At 48.3% G+C, this 16,749-nt stretch carries 13 protein-coding genes and 2 tRNA genes; 5 read left to right on the forward strand and 10 right to left on the reverse strand.

From position 1 onward, the window contains the following. Positions 1-34: 34 nt before the first annotated feature. Together ACJJIS_RS18160 and ACJJIS_RS18165 are read right to left on the reverse strand one after the other, a co-directional pair. A complete protein-coding gene (locus ACJJIS_RS18160) occupies positions 35-1,120 on the reverse strand; it encodes an AI-2E family transporter (protein WP_445359658.1) in 1,086 nt (361 codons plus the stop codon). A 23-nt stretch (positions 1,121-1,143) separates the two neighbouring features. After that, a complete protein-coding gene (locus ACJJIS_RS18165; protein WP_445359435.1) occupies positions 1,144-1,437 on the reverse strand; it encodes a sulfurtransferase TusA family protein in 294 nt (97 codons plus the stop codon). 192 nt (positions 1,438-1,629) lie between these two features. On the opposite strand from ACJJIS_RS18165, the gene ACJJIS_RS18170 reads away from it, so the two are divergent. Then, entirely contained in the window at positions 1,630-3,138 is a 1,509-nt protein-coding gene (locus ACJJIS_RS18170) for a M48 family metalloprotease (RefSeq protein WP_475708766.1), read from the forward strand. 67 nt (positions 3,139-3,205) lie between these two features. Here ACJJIS_RS18170 and nadA read toward each other — a convergent pair whose 3' ends face one another. Beyond that, positions 3,206-4,258: a quinolinate synthase NadA gene (gene nadA, locus ACJJIS_RS18175; RefSeq protein WP_444895159.1), complete on the reverse strand. Its 1,053-nt coding sequence runs from the start codon at positions 4,256-4,258 to the stop codon at positions 3,206-3,208. Between the two features lie 100 nt (positions 4,259-4,358). Between nadA and ACJJIS_RS18180 the strand changes: the two genes are divergently transcribed. Beyond that, positions 4,359-5,519 carry an NAD(P)/FAD-dependent oxidoreductase gene (locus ACJJIS_RS18180; protein WP_475710369.1) on the forward strand — a complete coding sequence of 387 codons (1,161 nt, stop codon included), beginning with the start codon at positions 4,359-4,361 and terminating at the stop codon, positions 5,517-5,519. Positions 5,520-5,736: 217 nt separating this feature from the next. On the opposite strand, the gene ACJJIS_RS18185 is transcribed toward ACJJIS_RS18180, so the two are convergent. The 3 genes from ACJJIS_RS18185 to ACJJIS_RS18195 all read right to left on the reverse strand — a co-directional run bounded on the left by ACJJIS_RS18185 (position 5,737) and on the right by ACJJIS_RS18195 (position 8,941). Next, complete coding sequence (locus ACJJIS_RS18185; RefSeq protein WP_475708767.1) at positions 5,737-6,576, reverse strand: hypothetical protein; 840 nt, start codon at positions 6,574-6,576, stop codon at positions 5,737-5,739. A 270-nt stretch (positions 6,577-6,846) separates the two neighbouring features. Beyond that, complete coding sequence (locus ACJJIS_RS18190) at positions 6,847-8,040, reverse strand: hypothetical protein (protein ID WP_475708768.1); 1,194 nt, start codon at positions 8,038-8,040, stop codon at positions 6,847-6,849. Between the two features lie 463 nt (positions 8,041-8,503). Then, entirely contained in the window at positions 8,504-8,941 is a 438-nt protein-coding gene (locus ACJJIS_RS18195; protein ID WP_475708769.1) for a hypothetical protein, read from the reverse strand. Between the two features lie 1,067 nt (positions 8,942-10,008). Here ACJJIS_RS18195 and ACJJIS_RS18200 point away from each other — a divergent pair. The 3 genes from ACJJIS_RS18200 (at position 10,009) to ACJJIS_RS18210 (ending at position 14,299) form a co-directional block, all read left to right on the forward strand. Continuing rightward, positions 10,009-10,368 carry a hypothetical protein gene (locus tag ACJJIS_RS18200; RefSeq protein WP_445359428.1) on the forward strand — a complete coding sequence of 120 codons (360 nt, stop codon included), beginning with the start codon at positions 10,009-10,011 and terminating at the stop codon, positions 10,366-10,368. A 204-nt stretch (positions 10,369-10,572) separates the two neighbouring features. Further along, complete coding sequence (locus ACJJIS_RS18205) at positions 10,573-12,687, forward strand: TonB-dependent receptor family protein (RefSeq protein ID WP_475708770.1); 2,115 nt, start codon at positions 10,573-10,575, stop codon at positions 12,685-12,687. Positions 12,688-12,727: 40 nt separating this feature from the next. Continuing rightward, the gene (locus tag ACJJIS_RS18210; protein ID WP_475708771.1) at positions 12,728-14,299 is read left to right on the forward strand and encodes a PepSY domain-containing protein; all 1,572 of its coding nucleotides are present in this window, start codon (positions 12,728-12,730) and stop codon (positions 14,297-14,299) included. Between the two features lie 588 nt (positions 14,300-14,887). Here ACJJIS_RS18210 and ACJJIS_RS18215 read toward each other — a convergent pair. From ACJJIS_RS18215 to queE, 4 genes are all read right to left on the reverse strand, one after another. Continuing rightward, positions 14,888-14,963 (reverse strand) — tRNA-Lys (locus tag ACJJIS_RS18215). 105 nt (positions 14,964-15,068) lie between these two features. Beyond that, positions 15,069-15,144, reverse strand: a tRNA-Lys gene (locus ACJJIS_RS18220). Between the two features lie 132 nt (positions 15,145-15,276). Continuing rightward, positions 15,277-15,954 (reverse strand): 7-cyano-7-deazaguanine synthase QueC, encoded by a 678-nt coding sequence (queC, locus tag ACJJIS_RS18225; protein WP_282934224.1) that lies wholly within the window; start codon positions 15,952-15,954, stop codon positions 15,277-15,279. Positions 15,955-15,989: 35 nt separating this feature from the next. Next, positions 15,990-16,649, reverse strand: coding sequence for a 7-carboxy-7-deazaguanine synthase QueE (gene queE / locus ACJJIS_RS18230; protein WP_108731832.1), 660 nt, complete (start codon positions 16,647-16,649; stop codon positions 15,990-15,992). Positions 16,650-16,749: the final 100 nt, after the last annotated feature.

The following is a 16,749-nucleotide window of genomic DNA, read 5'->3' on the forward strand; positions in this document are numbered from 1 at the left end:
CCGCAGCCTACAGACAAAGAAAGATATCGGGCAATTACTCCGAGCTTCGCCGGGCCTCCCATTCCACCTGGTGCTCATGGGTGGGCCAGGCACTCATAATGGCCTTGAGCAAGGTCGCCAGGGGAATTGCAAAGAAGACGCCCCAGAAGCCCCAGATGCCGCCAAAGAACAATACCGCGAGGATAATAGCAACCGGGTGCAGGTTAACTGCCTCAGAAAACAGCAGTGGTACCAGTACGTTGCCATCGAGCAGTTGGATGATGCCGTAAGTCACCATCAGGTAGAGAAACTCATTACTCCACCCCCACTGGAAAAGCCCAATAGCCGCAACGGGGATAGTGACAACCGCTGCACCGATATAAGGAATCAACACACTGAAACCCACAGCTACCGCCAGCAACAGGGCGTAGTTCACCCCCAGTAACAGGAAGGCGGCATAACTGACAGCAGCCACAATGCCAATTTCTATTACCTTACCGCGTACATAATTGGCCACCTGATCATTCATCTCATGCCAAATCTGGTGGAGCATGGGCCGCTCTTTGGGCAGGAAAGAGGTGCACCAGCGGATCAACTGTTCCGCATCCTTAAGGAAGAAGAACACCAGGATCGGCACCACTACAACGTAAATCAGCAAGCCGGCAAAAATGGGTAGATTGGTAAGGGAGAAGGCCAGCAGTGTCTGTCCCAGGCCGCCCAATTCGCTGCCAAGGGTATTGAAGATTTCATCGATCTGTCCGGCTGAAATTAATCGTGGGTAGCGCTCAGGGAGTAACAATAATAGTTCTTGGCCGCGCTGCACCATATTGGGCAACTCTGCCCCAAGCCGCACCAACTGACGCCAGATAATAGGTAGTACCACAAATAACAGAGCCACAATAGTACCCACCAACACCAAGCAGGACAGGGTAACCGCCAGCCAGTGTGGCACACGCCAAGACTTCAGCTTTTGCACCATACCCTGCATCAGGAAGGCGATCACCAGCGCGGTGAATACCGGGGCCAGCACAGCGCCCAGAGTCGCCAGGACCACCAGGGCCAGGGTCAATATTAAAACCAGAAGCACCACTTCTTCCTGACTGAAGTAGCGGTTCACCCAGCCTTTTACAATCGATAACATAGACTCTCGGGATTTATCTTTATTCATTTGCCAGCGTACAGCCAATATTGAAAGGTATTATTACGTCGCTCAGCGCGGAGCAGGGACCGGCCACTTAAAGACGCAAAACTGTGGAAGTCTCGCCAGGACCCTTCATCAGTGGCCAGCACACAAAGCAGCGTTCCCTCTGGGTATTCCCGCAATGCCCGGCGCATGGTCAGTAACGGTTGTGGGCAGGGCAGATTTCTTGCATCCACAATAGTGGCCGCGTCCCAGTTCGGTATCTGGGTATCGGGCTGATTGGTAGAAGAAGTTACTGACATTGCCTTTTTAGTCACAAACCAGAATTGCCGGGGATTATAGCGCGAACCAGACGCCATAACCCGCACAGGCTTTACGCTTTTTAACTTTCCGCCTGGCGCAAGCGTGAACCTTTTATGGTCCACTAAGTCCAACCCTCGACAGTCCAACGGGGTAGCGTATAGAGTTGGACTATAGATCCTTCATGGACAGACCGAGCAGTAATCAAGATGACTGATTCCAAAAACAGCCTGCTTCACCGAACGCGCCCCCCAGCTATCCTCCACCGACTTCGCGCAGGACTGCGAAGCCTGGGTATGGGGTTGTTACTCGGCGCAGTCCCGTTTGCTGCCATAGCGGACAGTGATGAAATCCGCCTCCCGGAGCTCGGTGACAGAACCAGCGGTGTCGTATCGCACACCCAGGAAAAAGAACTGGGGCAGATGTGGCTGCGTATTTTTCGCAGTCAGGTTCGCACCTCTAGTGATGCCCTGATTCAGCAATTTGTCGAGGGCATGGTCAAGGAATTGGCCGAGTACAGCCCACTGGAAGACAAAGAAATTGATGTTGTTGTAGTAAACAACAAAACCATGAACGCCTTTGCAGTCCCCGGTGGAGTCATGGGGGTCCATACCGGCCTGTTTCTGTTTGCAGAGCGTGAAGACCAGTTTGCATCGGTAGTTGCCCACGAATTGGGCCACCTCAGCCAGCGGCACTACGCCCGCTCCCTGGAAGCACAGCGCAACAGTACAATTCCCACCCTGGCCGGTATGCTCGGTGCCCTGGTTCTGGCAGCTACCGCCGGTGGTGAAGCGGGAATAGCAGCTATGAGCGCGACCCAGGCTGCAGCCCTGGATAACCAACTGCGATTCAGCCGCAAGAATGAGCAAGAGGCAGATAGGGTCGGTATCGATACCCTGGCCAAATCCGGTCGCGATCCAGAGGCCGCCGGTGAAATGTTCGAGCAAATGCTCAAGGCCACACGTTACTACCAGCGCCCGCCAGAGTTTCTCCTGACCCACCCCGTTACAGAAAAGCGTATTGCCGATGCCAAGTTGCGCGCTCAGCGTATGGAAAAAGTGGCTCCCAGCGAGGACCTGGATTATCACCTGATGCGTGCCCGGGTACGGCTCGCCACAGAACCAACGCCGCAGCAAGCAGTAAAACGCTTTAGCGCAGAGCTGAATGGTATTAATGACAATGAGGATGCGGCCCGTTACGGCCTCGCCCTGGCCCAAGTAGCCGCAGGCAGGCCCGATTCAGCGCTGGACACCCTGCAGCCCCTGTTAGACAAGACCCCCTCAAAAGCAGCCTATGTGTTGGCCCGAGCAGATATCGATCTGGTCCGAGAAGACTACAGCAGTGCCACCAAGCGCCTGCAGTGGGCCCTCGATCGCAATCCGGGAGACCACGCCTTAATCATGGGCCTCGCCAATGCCCACTTTAAAGCCGGTAACTACCTGGCTGCAGAACGCCTGCTGGCGAAATATAGCCGTACGCGGAAGAAAGACCCGGCAGTATGGTATCTACTGGCGGAGACTCACGGATTGGCCGGAGATATTGTTGGCGTGCACGAGGCCAGGGCCGAGTATTACATCCTCAACGGCATATTCGACAAGGCTATTCAACACCTGCGCCATGGAATTCGCATGTCAAAAGACGATTACCAGGTCAATGCCATCCTGGAACAGCGCCTCAAAGATGTACTGAAAATGCAGGAAAGAATCGAAGAGCTGTAACTCCTCCCAACAAAAAGAGCGGCCACTGGCCGCTCTTTTTGTTTACCCACCGCTATTCTCTCAAGAGCTAACCTTTGCGGAAATCCAACATCCGCTGTAGCGGGATCATCGCCTTGCGCCCCAGTTCCGGGTCCACAAAGATCTCATTATCCCCGCGCTCCAGTACACCGCAGAGGTTCTCCAGAGAGTTCATCGCCATCCAGGGGCAATTAGCACAGCTGCGGCAAGTGGCTCCAGCACCGGCGGTTGGCGCTACCATAAGCTCCTTGTCTGGGCACTCCTGCTGCATCTTGTAGAAAATGCCCTGGTCGGTAGCCACAATAAAGCGCTTCTCAGGGCGGGTCTTGGCAGCATTAATAATCTGCGAGGTAGAACCCACCACATCGGCCAGGGCTACCACAGAGGCGGGAGATTCAGGATGCACTAGAACCACAGCATCCGGGTAGAGGGCCTTTAAGTCCTCAACCCCCTTGGCCTTAAACTCTTCATGCACAATACAGGAACCATCCCATAACAGTACATCCGCGCCGGTTTCCCGCTGGACATAGCCGCCGAGGTGTTTGTCAGGTGCCCAAAGGATTTTTTCGCCATTGGCATCCAGGTGATCCACTACATCCAGCGCAATACTCGAGGTCACCACCCAGTCCGCCCTAGCTTTTACCGCAGCAGAAGTATTAGCGTAAACCACCACGGTGCGGTCCGGATGCTGATCGCAAAAGTCAGAGAACTCCTGTGGGGGGCAGCCGAGATCCAGGGAGCAGGTTGCCTCAAGGGTCGGCATCAGTACTTTCTTGTTAGGGGTAAGGATCTTAGCGGTCTCACCCATAAACTTTACCCCGGCCACTACCAGAGTGTCCGCCGAGTGCTGAGCGCCAAAACGGGCCATTTCCAATGAGTCAGAAACGCAGCCGCCGGTTTCCTCCGCGAGGGCCTGAATCAAAGGATCGGTATAGTAGTGTGCGACCAATACTGCATTCTGTTCTTTCAACAAGCGCTTGATGCGCTCGCGCCATTCTTGCAGCTCTTCTTCGCTATATTGAGACATTACCGGCTCCGCCAGGTGCGCTTGCACCAAAGAGCGAGAATCTACCTTGTCTGCGGCAATGGACTTATGAGTCATGACTAACTTCCAGTCGCGGAAAAGCGCGCATTATAGCGCAATGAAACGACACCACCACGCACCCTTTCGACAGCAACTTTAATCTGGCGTTACAGGCAAAATAGGCCGAAGGGATTCATCCTGGCCACCTCAAAAAGGTGGGTATTTTAGCAACAGGGTCTCTATGGAGATATTAGACACAGTGATAGTCGGGGCAGGCATATTGGGGCTTGCCTGTGCCTACAAGTTGAGCCTCTCTGGCCACAAAGTGATGGTGCTGGAACAACACACTGCTATTGGAACTGAAACCAGCGCGCGCAATAGTGAGGTTATTCACGCAGGGCTCTACTACCCGACGAACAGCTTGAAAGCCCGCGCCTGTGTCAGCGGTAAATCCATGCTGTACCAATTTTGCCAGGAATACGCGGTTCCCCATAAACAGATCGGCAAACTGGTAGTCGCCACAGATAAAGCACAGCTGCCGCAACTCCGAGCCCTCAAAGCCCAGGGGGATGCGAACAACGCCGGGGGACTTCGTTTACTGAACGTTAAAGAGGCTCTATCTATGGAGCCAGAGTTACAGTGTGCCGGGGCCATCTACTCACCAACGACGGGCATTATCGACAGCCACAGACTGATGCTGGCTCTTGAGGGCGCCATAGAATCCAAGGAAGGGGAAATCGTACTCGCAAGTAAAGTCACACGAATTGAAATATCTGCCGAAGCTTGCCAGCTGATTATGGAAGATGGTTACCGATTGAAAACCCGTAATCTAATTTTGGCCGCAGGCCTTCACACCAGCTCACTGATGGGCACAGTAAATAGCGAAGCTATAAAACGAGAAATTCCCATCACGTATTTTGTTAAGGGCAGCTACTTTACTCAGTCAAGTAAGGTGCCTTTTTCACACTTAATTTACCCTCTACCTGAAAGCGCCGGTCTGGGTATTCACCTCACTCTGGATTTAGCTGGAGGGGCGCGGTTTGGGCCGGATGTGGAGTGGATTAAAACCATTAACTACCAAGTAGATCCGGACAAGCGGGAAAAATTCTATAGCAGTATCCGTCGCTACTGGCCCGGTTTAGAAAGCGACACATTGCAGCCTGGCTATGCCGGTATTCGCCCCAAGATTGTTCCCCAAGGAACCCCCGCTGGTGATTTTCAGGTTTACCATAAGAAACTCAACAACCATTCTCGGCTAGTGGCGTTCTTTGGTATTGAATCTCCAGGTCTAACTTCTTCACTATATCTGGGAAAGGTGGTTTCAGAAATTATTGGCTAACTTATTACTTAGCAATGACTAAAATTTACTAAAAAGGGAGAAGGAAAGAATACACTGCGCTCGGGACCCTATGAGGCATGGATGCCGATTAGGAACTTACAGGGATGTATTCACAGCGTGTTTCGAGTGCAGTGTATTCGTTCCTTCCACCCCAGTAGCATATTTCAGTACAGCCACAATCCTGCAGAGATAACAATACCCCCCCAGAAGTCCATTACTACTGAACAATATTTCCCTGATTGCCCGTTCCTACCTGAACCGCCGTGGCCACCTGTCCATCATTTGTCTGAGTTGTAACATGAATATTGGAGGTCCCCACCTGAGTAATAGTGGCCAGTCCAGTGCTTAACCCCAACTGAGAAACCTCTACATAATTCATATCACCACTCTGGAAGGTGGTAATAGAGGAAAATAAGGCAAACCCCTGCCCTACTAAGGCCCCATTGAGCGTTCCATCCTGACCAACACTGATAAAGCTTGACTCAGTGAGAAGCCCCTGGAATAACTCAGCACTATTTTCACTCCCAAGTTGATTAATTAATCCAGTACTATTGAGCGCAAAATCTTCGTGAACAGCCTGTGCAAAATTCATGGTCCCGCTCTGAGTAACAGCGACAGTACCCTGTATTCCCCCCACATCCACCTGGGCAGCAATGCCCTCATTATTTAAACCGGATTGGATAACAGTGGCACTACCAGCTTCAACAAAGTCATCCTGGACTACCCAACCAAAATTACCGTCACCAGACTGGCTAATTAAAGCCGTACTCTCTGAGACCTCTGCAATTTGCTCCAATATTGCTTCATTCATCAAACCCGATTGCTCTACCGTGCCCGTGTTCAAATCTGTAAGGGCACCTTGTAAAACCGATGCCTGGTGGGAATCCCCTGTTTGAGTTATCGAGACGGTATTATTGGTACTGGTCGGATTAGACTGGTCCACTGTTGCCAGATGCCCAACACCGTCCTGATCAATATCTGTCGTATTATTGCCGCCCATAGAATGGCCACTGAAAGTGAGCGCAGCTATTGCAGTAACTGAAGTCCAAATTCTCATTTAACTAATCCCTTGTACATAAATCCCACCCCTTCTGTTTAAAGTCCAGGCGTAGCAAAGCATCCCAGAAAATAATCTAAGCCAATTTAAATTAGAGTTAAAAGCCAAACCAGACAGGAGAGAATCAATAGGAAGAGAACATGCAACTCCCTAAAAAATCGCTCTTATCTCAAACATAGGACTGAATAATACACAAAAGAAAAACTGGGGCTTTGCAAATACACGACAGCTGCCGGCATTCATACTGATATCGCAAAGCCCCAATGAAATCTATTGAAAAATAAATCCAATATTGGAAGTACCATTTTGCGTTGCGATTGCAGTTTGTGAATCTAGCATTTGCGATGTTGTATGTTGATTCAAATCACCGATTTGAGTAGTTGTCGCCACACTGAGCATATTTCCCTGTTGGAGCACACCGGCAATATTACTGGTGCCATTTTGAAATATGGAGCCCGTAACTGAGGTGGCAGTAATTTGCCCCAACGTCGCATCATTCATTGACCCTAACTGAGTAACCGTTGCAGAGGCAAAAGAAGTTCCCCCAGCTTGCTGGGTAACGCCCATATTCGCAGTACCAGATTGGCTCACTATACCAACACTGGCATCTATACCAGTATCCTGAACGCCGCCACCAAAGTTTCCATCCCCTACTTGAGTCACACTTACAGTACTATTGGCAACACCATTCTGCTGTAGTGCCCCACCAAAGTTGCTGGTACCGGTTTGGGCAATAAGGACCGTACTTGAAGTAACTCCATTTTCCTGATCGGACTCGATGTCATTCATATCGCCTGACTGAATAGCAGTAACGGTAGAGTTAAAAACCCCCATTAATTGCTCACTATCAAAGTTATTCTGGTTGCCAAGCTGATCTGCTGACACAGAGCTAAATTCAACAACACTCTGCTGGGAAATCTGGGCCATATTGTCATCGCCAATTTGATTTAGGATGACATCACTTCCCAAAATATCGAAGACCTGCCCCATTATGATCGCATCATTCATATCCCCAGTTTGATTCACCGCGATACTGGATGCTTCAGTATCAGTCTGGGTGATGGTCATAAAGTTCATTTCCCCAGCTTGATTTAGTTCCTGGGTAGAACCAAGTGACTCAAGTTGCTCCGCTGTCGTATCGTTATTATTCCCAATCTGGTTAATTTCCAACGAACTGGACTCAGTCATAAACTGCTGGAAAGACTCGGCCATATTCCCATCACCCTCTTGGTAGTGGGTCATGGTATTACTTACGGCATCGCTCGCCTGGGTCGATGACGAAGAGTTTGCATCGCCAATTTGGGTGACATCTATCAGGTTCCCTATAGCCGTAGGGTCAACCTGATTGGCATTCGCTGTATTACCCACTCCCTGCTGATCTATTAACGTCGTATTATTACTGGCCATCGCACTTCCACTCACTGCGGCCAATATAACTAGAGCTACAGGCTTCAACTTCCTCATAATTCAATCCTTCATTAACTATTCAAGCTTTTCTTGGGACTCAACTTAGAGGGCCTCATCAACAACATCGATACCAATAGGCATGCCGGCGTAAGGCATGCGCAGAATCCAATTTAGCGCCATCCCTACTCCAAACAACAGCATCCACCAAAGAAGTGTTAAAGCTCGCCAAACTCGAGCGCTGAGGCAATGAAATTGACACAGGCAATTATGCGAACAACAAATCCCAAGAGGAATTGACATGCACTGGCACAAGGTCACTTGCGATAATGAACGTCTGAATATTTAGAAACTATTCTCAAATCGCTGATCATGGGCCGACCAACTACTGGGTAAGAGTTAACGATAAGCGGCGATACAGCTATAAGAAGGAAGTGGGGAAAAACTAGGAACAAAGTTTGGGATTAAATTTCTGTGCCACACAGATCAGAACCTAGCAGCACAGAAATCAAAGAACTGACTGCTACTGTAAAATTGTGCCGGTATTACTTACCCCAGACTGTGTCGCTATTGCCGTCTCGGCGTTACCCGCTTGAGAGGTAACATACACATTCAATGTACCCGTTTGGGATATTGTGGCAACACCCGTAGTGATATTGTTCTGATAAATAATTACATCGTTGGAGTCGCCGGTTTGCAACACTGTAGCGCTGGTGAAGAAGGCATTTCCTTGATCCAGCGTAGACATATTCATATCACCAAACTGGTTGACAATCATAGTTGAATTTTTAACCGTAAACTCCTGTTCCAGGAGTGCCATCTTGTCATTACCCATTTGCAACAGCTCCATCACAAGAAAGCTAACCGAACCTAGCTGATCCAGGGCTGCGACATTTCCTATGCCATCCTGAGCACCAACCATCAAACTTGAGCTGACGCCTAAGTTTTGATTAACGTCCATTTGATTCATTTGGCCAATTTGTGTGGCCAGCAAAGTAGAATCGACCGTCTGCTGCTATAGAGAAAAACTCGGGCCGACAATTATAAATATCTCTTACAAAAACCAACTCCTTTACCTACACAGATCGAACCGCACTACTTAGAAACCAAATCCGCAACATCAAGGCAAGCAGTATCCACCATAATTGGTGGCACGAAATGCTTGAGGAGGTAGCAACACCAAAGACTGCAGCCTTATTTCTCTGAAACTAGATTCATAGCATTAACTGGCTTCAAATTCCTACCAATGCGTCAGAAGACAAGTCGATGGCTCATTCAATGCTACCAATATAATCTAAGCCATCTATGGGAATAAAGCACCCAATAACTAGGTATAAAGTTTTACAAAGAATAGAAGTGGCAGGTTTAGTGCATTCAGGGAAGAACCAAGAAAACCAGACATTGAGAACTATAAGAAAGGAATTTTTGGTCGCACTTGGCTTCATACCTTGAGCAACCGATTAAAAGTCGAGATATAAAGCTTATACTAGCCTTGTTTTGGAGATATCTCACTAAACCAACCATAACTTTGCATAACGACTCACCACTCTATCCAAAACAGGTTCGACAAGCCTCTATTTACTGCCACTAAAAATCGACTCCTCCAATATCAATTAGTATGAAAATATTTTGTCTGCCAAGAACAATATACGAATGTGGAATTGGGTAACCAGCCACCAAAAATCATCCAGCAGAATCACGCCAAACCTATCAGCAGATTTTTTTACTAGAGATCGAGGTTGCCAACGGCAATTGCATTTTCACCATAGAAAGCAACTCCCAGCCCTTGATAACTCTCAATAAGTAGAGCAGAATGCGCCTCAAATTGTCACTTCGCAAGTACCAGCTTTGTCAATCTGCTACTTTACCAAAACCAAACAATCACGAGGCGCACGAAACCTGCTGCCTCGTATAGCGTTGTTTTTATTTTTGGTACAAGCATTGATTCCCACTGGGTACATGCCAGCCTCGATCGCTACTGATGGCACAGTTATCAAACTCTGTCCTCGTGGCGTCTCACCAGAAGTAATGGCGATTATTCATCAGGGGCATAATCAAAAGCCATTAAGCAGCGGTACAAAGAGCGAGCAAAATCACCACTCCCATCATCAACATATACACCATGAGATGGCGAGCATGTCAGCTGATAAAGTTGCTGAAAGTACAGATCATGATCACCATACCGAAGGTAATTGGCAGTCGGACTGCAAGTTTGGTATTGCAAAGCCAAGTTCCGAAGTAACATTTTTATCTACCCCTTATCTATCTAGCCTGTCAAAAACACGCTATATCCAGCAGCGACACTTGGCTGAGGAAGTAATCGCCAGCCTACATCGCAAACAGCAGCAGCGCGCTCCTCCCTTCTCAGCCTCTTTATCCACAATTTAAATCTTTGCTCTTCATCTTTTGGGCTCGTTTACGCCTGCCTCAATGATGGAGCCAGTAAGGCATTTGATATAAGCAAATCAGTATGCTCGTAGATACTACCAATCTAGTATCAGAGCACCTGTGCCTGCCGTTATATCGTCTGCGTTACAGCATCTAAATTATTTTTTCGGCGCGCTATATAGCGTACCGACAGGATACCTATACATGAAAATTACTCGAAAGCTGCTCATCTCCTTAACACTTATTGCTATCAGTAGCGCGCCTCATGCTAAAGGCCAAGATCATCATTCCCAGTCAATTGAGGAGATTGTAGTTACAGCTGATATCGACAATTCTCTATCTGCACACTCTGCAAGTGAAGCAATTCATAACCTTCAGCGTGTTCCAGGGGGAGTTGACTTGGTTCGTGCCGAAGACTATTTAGTTGAGTTTACGCAGAGTATTGGTGACGCGCTGAAGTTCACACCCGGTGTCTTCGCAGACACTTCAGCACAGCGTGATAACCGAATTTCTATTCGGGGATCCGCTGCGAATGCTACTTATGAGCGCCGAGGAATTACTGTATTGCGTGATGGAGTACCGATTTCACGTGCTAGTGGCAGCACCGAGTATCAAGAAATAGACCCACTATCTATTGACTATATCGAGATCTATAAAGGATCAAACGGCCTTCGCTATGGTGCAGCTTCACTGGGAGGTGCAATCAATGTGGTAACACCGACGGGAGCTACGTCAAAAACTGGTAGTAATATAAGGTTGGAAGGCGGATCATTCGATACATACCGAACCAGTATTAACACTAAAGGAAGAATTGACGCTTTTGATTATTATGGTGCGGTAACCAAACTAAATAGTAGTGGATTTAGAGAACATTCCGAAGTCGACAGTATTTATAGCTTTGGTAATGTTGGCTACAAATTTAGTGACAACTTAGAAACTCGCTTTTTCCTAACCGCATTGCAAGACAATTTTGAGCTGGCTGGCTCTTTGACACACGACCAAGCACTAAGCAATCCTGACATGTCGCCAGAATCAAATATTGAACGCGATATGGATCGAAACCTTGATGTATTTCGCTTATCAAATCGAACAGTTTTTGCACTGGATTCGCTCACTATTGAAGCCGGGGCTTGGCTAGCATCAAGATATTTGGATCACGCTATAACACCATATGCCGGCATCATTGAGCAAAGCGGAATGGAGTTTGGTATATCTACTGATATTACTGGTGATTTCCAACTGGATATCACTGATATTTCCTGGGTTATAGGTATAACCCATGCTGAAAGTAACAATGAGTCAGAACTGTTTGCGTACTCTGAGGGCCCTTTTAGCCCAACACCAACTGCCGAGAAGGGGGATTTATCAAGTAAAGATGATCGGAATGCGACGAATACTGTCATCTATGGACAGCTAGACTTTTCCCCAAGCGAGTCACTTAACCTAATCGCAGGAGCTCAATATATTAGTAGCATCAGAGAAAACAAAAATATCTTTAACTCTGACCCCGCTCAGGATACGGGTGGACCGAAAGATGACACCGGTAAGTTGAGCTTCGAAAAATTCAATGGGCGTCTTGGTGTTATTTATACCCTACAAGATGAAAATCAGCTATACGCTAATGTGAGTGAAGGTTATGAGCCACCAGGAATAACTGATCTAACTTCGGGTGGAGCGGATCCATTTACAATTCTTGATGCACAAGAGTCATTGACTTTTGAGGTTGGCTCTCGCGGGCAGAAAGGTATTGTAAGCTGGGACGCATCTATTTATCACAGTGAAATTAGCAACGAATTTGTAGACGTTGGGCAGTCCGGGTTTAGCGGCGAAACAACAAGTACAGAAAACGCAAGAGGTAACACACTACACAAAGGTGTCGAGCTTGGTCTCGATATACAAATAAATAAGAATATTCTCTGGCGGAACATCTATAACTATAACGACTTTAGCTTTGATAATGATCCGGATAGAGGGGATAACAAGTTACCTGGAATACCTCAATCAATCTACGCCAGCGAATTGAAATACTCGAGCAATGGCAGGTGGTATGCAGGCATTAACTTGCGACATATTGCCAACGGAGCCTACGTTGACTACGCCAACACTGAAAGAACTGCGGGATATGAATTAATTGGCATTATTGCCGGTATCTCGATAAACGAAGCGATCGACTTATTTGCATCTGCGGAAAACCTAACCGACGAAAAATATATCTCAAATGTGTCAACAGTATCAGATCTTAGTATGGCTTCCAGTAATTCAGTTTTTACTCCAGGTCAAGGTCGCGCCTTCTATGTTGGTGTCAGCACTAACTTTTAATAGCCCCTCACAGTAGGAAATACATAAGCGAGGTAGCTTGATGAAACTGCAATTCATTAGATGGCACAGATTCCTAACCTGGATAGCTTTTTTTGGCGTTGTAACTTGGTCTTTGTCTGGAATATTCCATCCAATAATGGCTTGGTTTGGTCCGCAAGCCAAAAATACAATGCCACCCACGTTTCAAGCCAATGCAGAGACCTTATATAAACTTGAAAAAATTGTTGACAAGCTGCCTATTGAAAGGGTGGCTATCGCTAAAGTTGTTCCTTCAAGTGAGGGTAATCTACTGCAGATTACAGAAGCTGATAACAGTCCAAGGCGTTATTTCAACCTTGAAACTGGAAGTGAGTTGTTTGATCATGATATAGCACAAGCAAAGTGGCTCACCTCTCATTACTTGGACTTACCACAAGAAAATATTATTGATGTTAAATTCAAGGAGAGCTTTAGCGCTGATTACCCGCGAGTTAATCGCCTGCTGCCAGTTTATGAGGTGACCATTGCCGCCGACGATAATTTACTCAAAGCTTTTATCTACACCGAAACAGGTGCCTTAGCTGCTTTAAACAATAGTTTTAAAGCCAAAACGCAACTGTTTTTCAGAGCGCTACATACCTGGAGCTGGCTAGATACTACCGGCCATGGGCGTGTGCTCACTGTTGCACTATTTATGTTGACGCTTGTAGTGATAGCTTCAACGGGACTCTATCTGATTTTTGCACTCCCCAGCCGCAAAATTCCCAAGTCTAATCGACGCTGGCATCGCCGCCTCGGCTACCTACTTTGGCTGCCATTACTTGGCTGGTCAGCAAGCGGGTTTTATCATTTATTACAGGCAGAATACATACAACCCATTTCAGGCTTGCGACTGCTTGAACCTGTGCAACTGGAAAGCTTTGCAGTTGCGGAAAGCGAGATGGCTCAGTGGCGGCATAGCATAGGGAGTAGCATTCCTAAGAAAGCGCATTTAAATGCTATTTCGCTCAATCAGTCCATCGATAAAAAACCACTTTATCGACTTGGAATTAGCGTTCCGATTGAAGAGTCAATGTCCAATTACCAACAGCGTAAAGCACGCTTTGGCGGACTGCCTCTGGAAAGATCATCAGCTTTAATCAACGCTCAAACGGGGGAGAAAGAGTCGATTAAGGATCAGGACTTGGCCAAAGAACTAGCTCTACAGTTCATCCAGTCTAATGGCAATACAATCGACAATATTAAAATTGATGAAATCAAGCTGGTCACACACTTTGGGCCAAACTATGACTTCCGCAATAAACGGTTACCGGTTTGGCAGGTCGACTTGAATGACCCAGCCAATAGCAGGTATTTTGTTGACCCAGTAACAGGTATTTTAGTTGACCAAAATCGAAAGATTGACCGGTTGGAATCACTTTCATTCTCACTGCTTCACAAGTGGAATTTTTTACGTCCATTAATAGGAGCTGAAAAGCGTGACATATTGATTGTAATTACATTACTCGCCTTAGTTGCAATGTCCTGCTTTGGATTGGCTATTTATTTAGCACGCAGAAAGCCAAGAGCTAGGAGGGTTGGTTCCAGCCTACCCCCTCAGGAAGCGTCTGGCTACATTAAAGCCTCGAATTAGAACTAGCCTTTTTCTCAGGCAAAACTCTCGGTCAAGAGCAGCCCCTGCGCCCAGGATCTACCCTTGACTGAGAGACTTATAGGGCAGAATAACCTAAAGGCTATACACGCCCCCTTTTAAGCTCAAGTGTTAACCACAATTATCGATAAAGATGTTTTTACTGTCTCGAACTGACTTTTATCTTAGCTAAAAGTTTCTACAACAGCTTATTTTCCACATGCAACCTTGACACCAACGAGCACTAAATCGTGTTCATTGCCGATCTGGCGAGACTCTCTAACTCGGCAAAAGCCGCCGCCAAGACCAACATAAGGCCCTCTAAAGTAAATAGCGGCTATTGAGTCCAGGGTTAAGCACACACAACTTAAAGCACACCCTGGCGAGCACATCTGCACAGTCGGCGAGCCTTTACGATGCGGAAAACTCTGATAGATCACCATACATGTAATATCCACCATTCAGAATCGAAAACGAAAGGAGCTGATTAACACAGCAAATAAGCACGGTAATAGAAAGTCTGAAACTAGCCCACGTGTACGATGGTAATACAGAGAAACTGGTTAATTGATAGTGGGAAAAAAGGAGAAGTGGTGGGTCGTGCTGGATTCGAACCAGCGACCAATTGGTTAAAAGCCAACTGCTCTACCAACTGAGCTAACGACCCCCAGGATGGTTGGACTAACTTGGTAATGGTCCAACTTGGGTTGTTTTCACCTTCGCGCAGAAGTGTAAAAACTGGGTGGGTTGCCTTGGGCATCCCTGTCGAAAATGGTGGGTCGTGCTGGATTCGAACCAGCGACCAATTGGTTAAAAGCCAACTGCTCTACCGACTGAGCTAACGACCCTTTTCGATGCCTCGTTGTGAGGAGCTGCGTATCTTACGGATCTATTTCGAAAAGACAATACCTAACTCGAAAAAAAATCTAACAAATTTAAGGAGTTAGGTATTTGTTCAAAAAATTGGCGCCAACGGCCAATTAAGGTGCGTAGACCGTGGGGTCCTCCAGGCCGGCCTCTGTGAAGCCAGCAGCCCTCAGGCGGCAACTGTCGCAGCGACGGCAGGCAGCGCCATCTGGCAAGGCTTGGTAGCAGGACACAGTTAAACTGTAGTCCACCCCTAAGCGGGTCCCTTCAGTAACAATATCCGCCTTGCTCATGTCCATCAGCGGCGCACGTATAGACAGCTTGTTGCCCTCGACACCGGCCCTGGTAGCCAGATTGGCCATCTTCTCGTAGGCCTCAATATATTCCGGGCGGCAATCCGGATAGCCGGAGTAGTCCACGGCGTTCACACCCACGAAAATATCCTGGGCGCCCAGCACCTCTGCCCAGCCCAGGGCAATAGACAGGAACACCGTGTTTCGCGCCGGCACATAGGTCACCGGAATACCGGAGGTTTCCTCTTCGGGTACTTCGATAGAGTCATCGGTCAGCGCCGATCCGCCGATTGAGCGCAGGTCGAGCTTAACCACCTTGTGCTCAACGGCCCCCAAGTCCTTCGCCACCTTCTGCGCAGCCAATAGTTCTGCCTCGTGACGCTGGCCATAATCAAAGCCCAGGGCGTAGCACTCGTAGCCCTCAGCCCGAGCCATGGCCAGTACGGTGGCTGAGTCCAGGCCACCGGATAGCAAGATTACTGCTTTCTTTGCTGTCATTTTTTCCTCTTTTCTTGATGTGGCACAGCGGCGCTTTAAACCCCTGGGATGTCGCCCCACAACAGCTTGTGCATTTGCATCTGCATACGCACCGGTAACCCATCTTCCAGTATCCATTCAGCTAGCTGGCGCGGCTGCAGCTGCTCGTAACTGGGGGAGAAAAGTACCTCCCCAACCCGCTCAGGTATGCGGTACTGATCCAGGGTAAATCGAGCCCAGTCGTAATCCCCGCGATCACAGATCACAAACTTGATCTGGTCCTGGCGAGTGAGTACTTGCATATTCTCCATACGATTGCGGTGCTGCTCCCCAGAGGCCGGCGTTTTCAGGTCGACCACTCTCGATACCCGCTCATCCACTTTATCCACAGGCATAGCGCCACTGGTCTCGAGGGACACCGCATAGCCCGCATCGCAAAGCGCCTTCATCAGGGGAAAACAATTGGGCTGGGCGAGGGGCTCACCACCGGTAACGCACACATGGCGAGCGGGATGGCTTTGCACCTGCTGCAAAATCTGCTCCAGCGTCATGCGCTCGCCACCGTAAAAGGCGTACTCGGAGTCGCAATAGGTACAGCGTAACGGGCAGCCCGTCAGGCGTACAAACACCGTAGGAAGGCCACTTTCTCGCGCCTCTCCTTGGAGGGAGTAGAAAATTTCACTGATTCTGAGTGATTCTTTGGAAAGATCGGTCATACACACCCAACACAAAAACGCCCGAGTGGCACATGCCACCCGGGCGCGGGATCATAGGCTTTTTCTGCTCAAAAAACCAGCGATGGCAGTCAGTAGCGGC

The organism is Microbulbifer maximicatervae (SeqCode) (genome assembly GCF_056231245.1).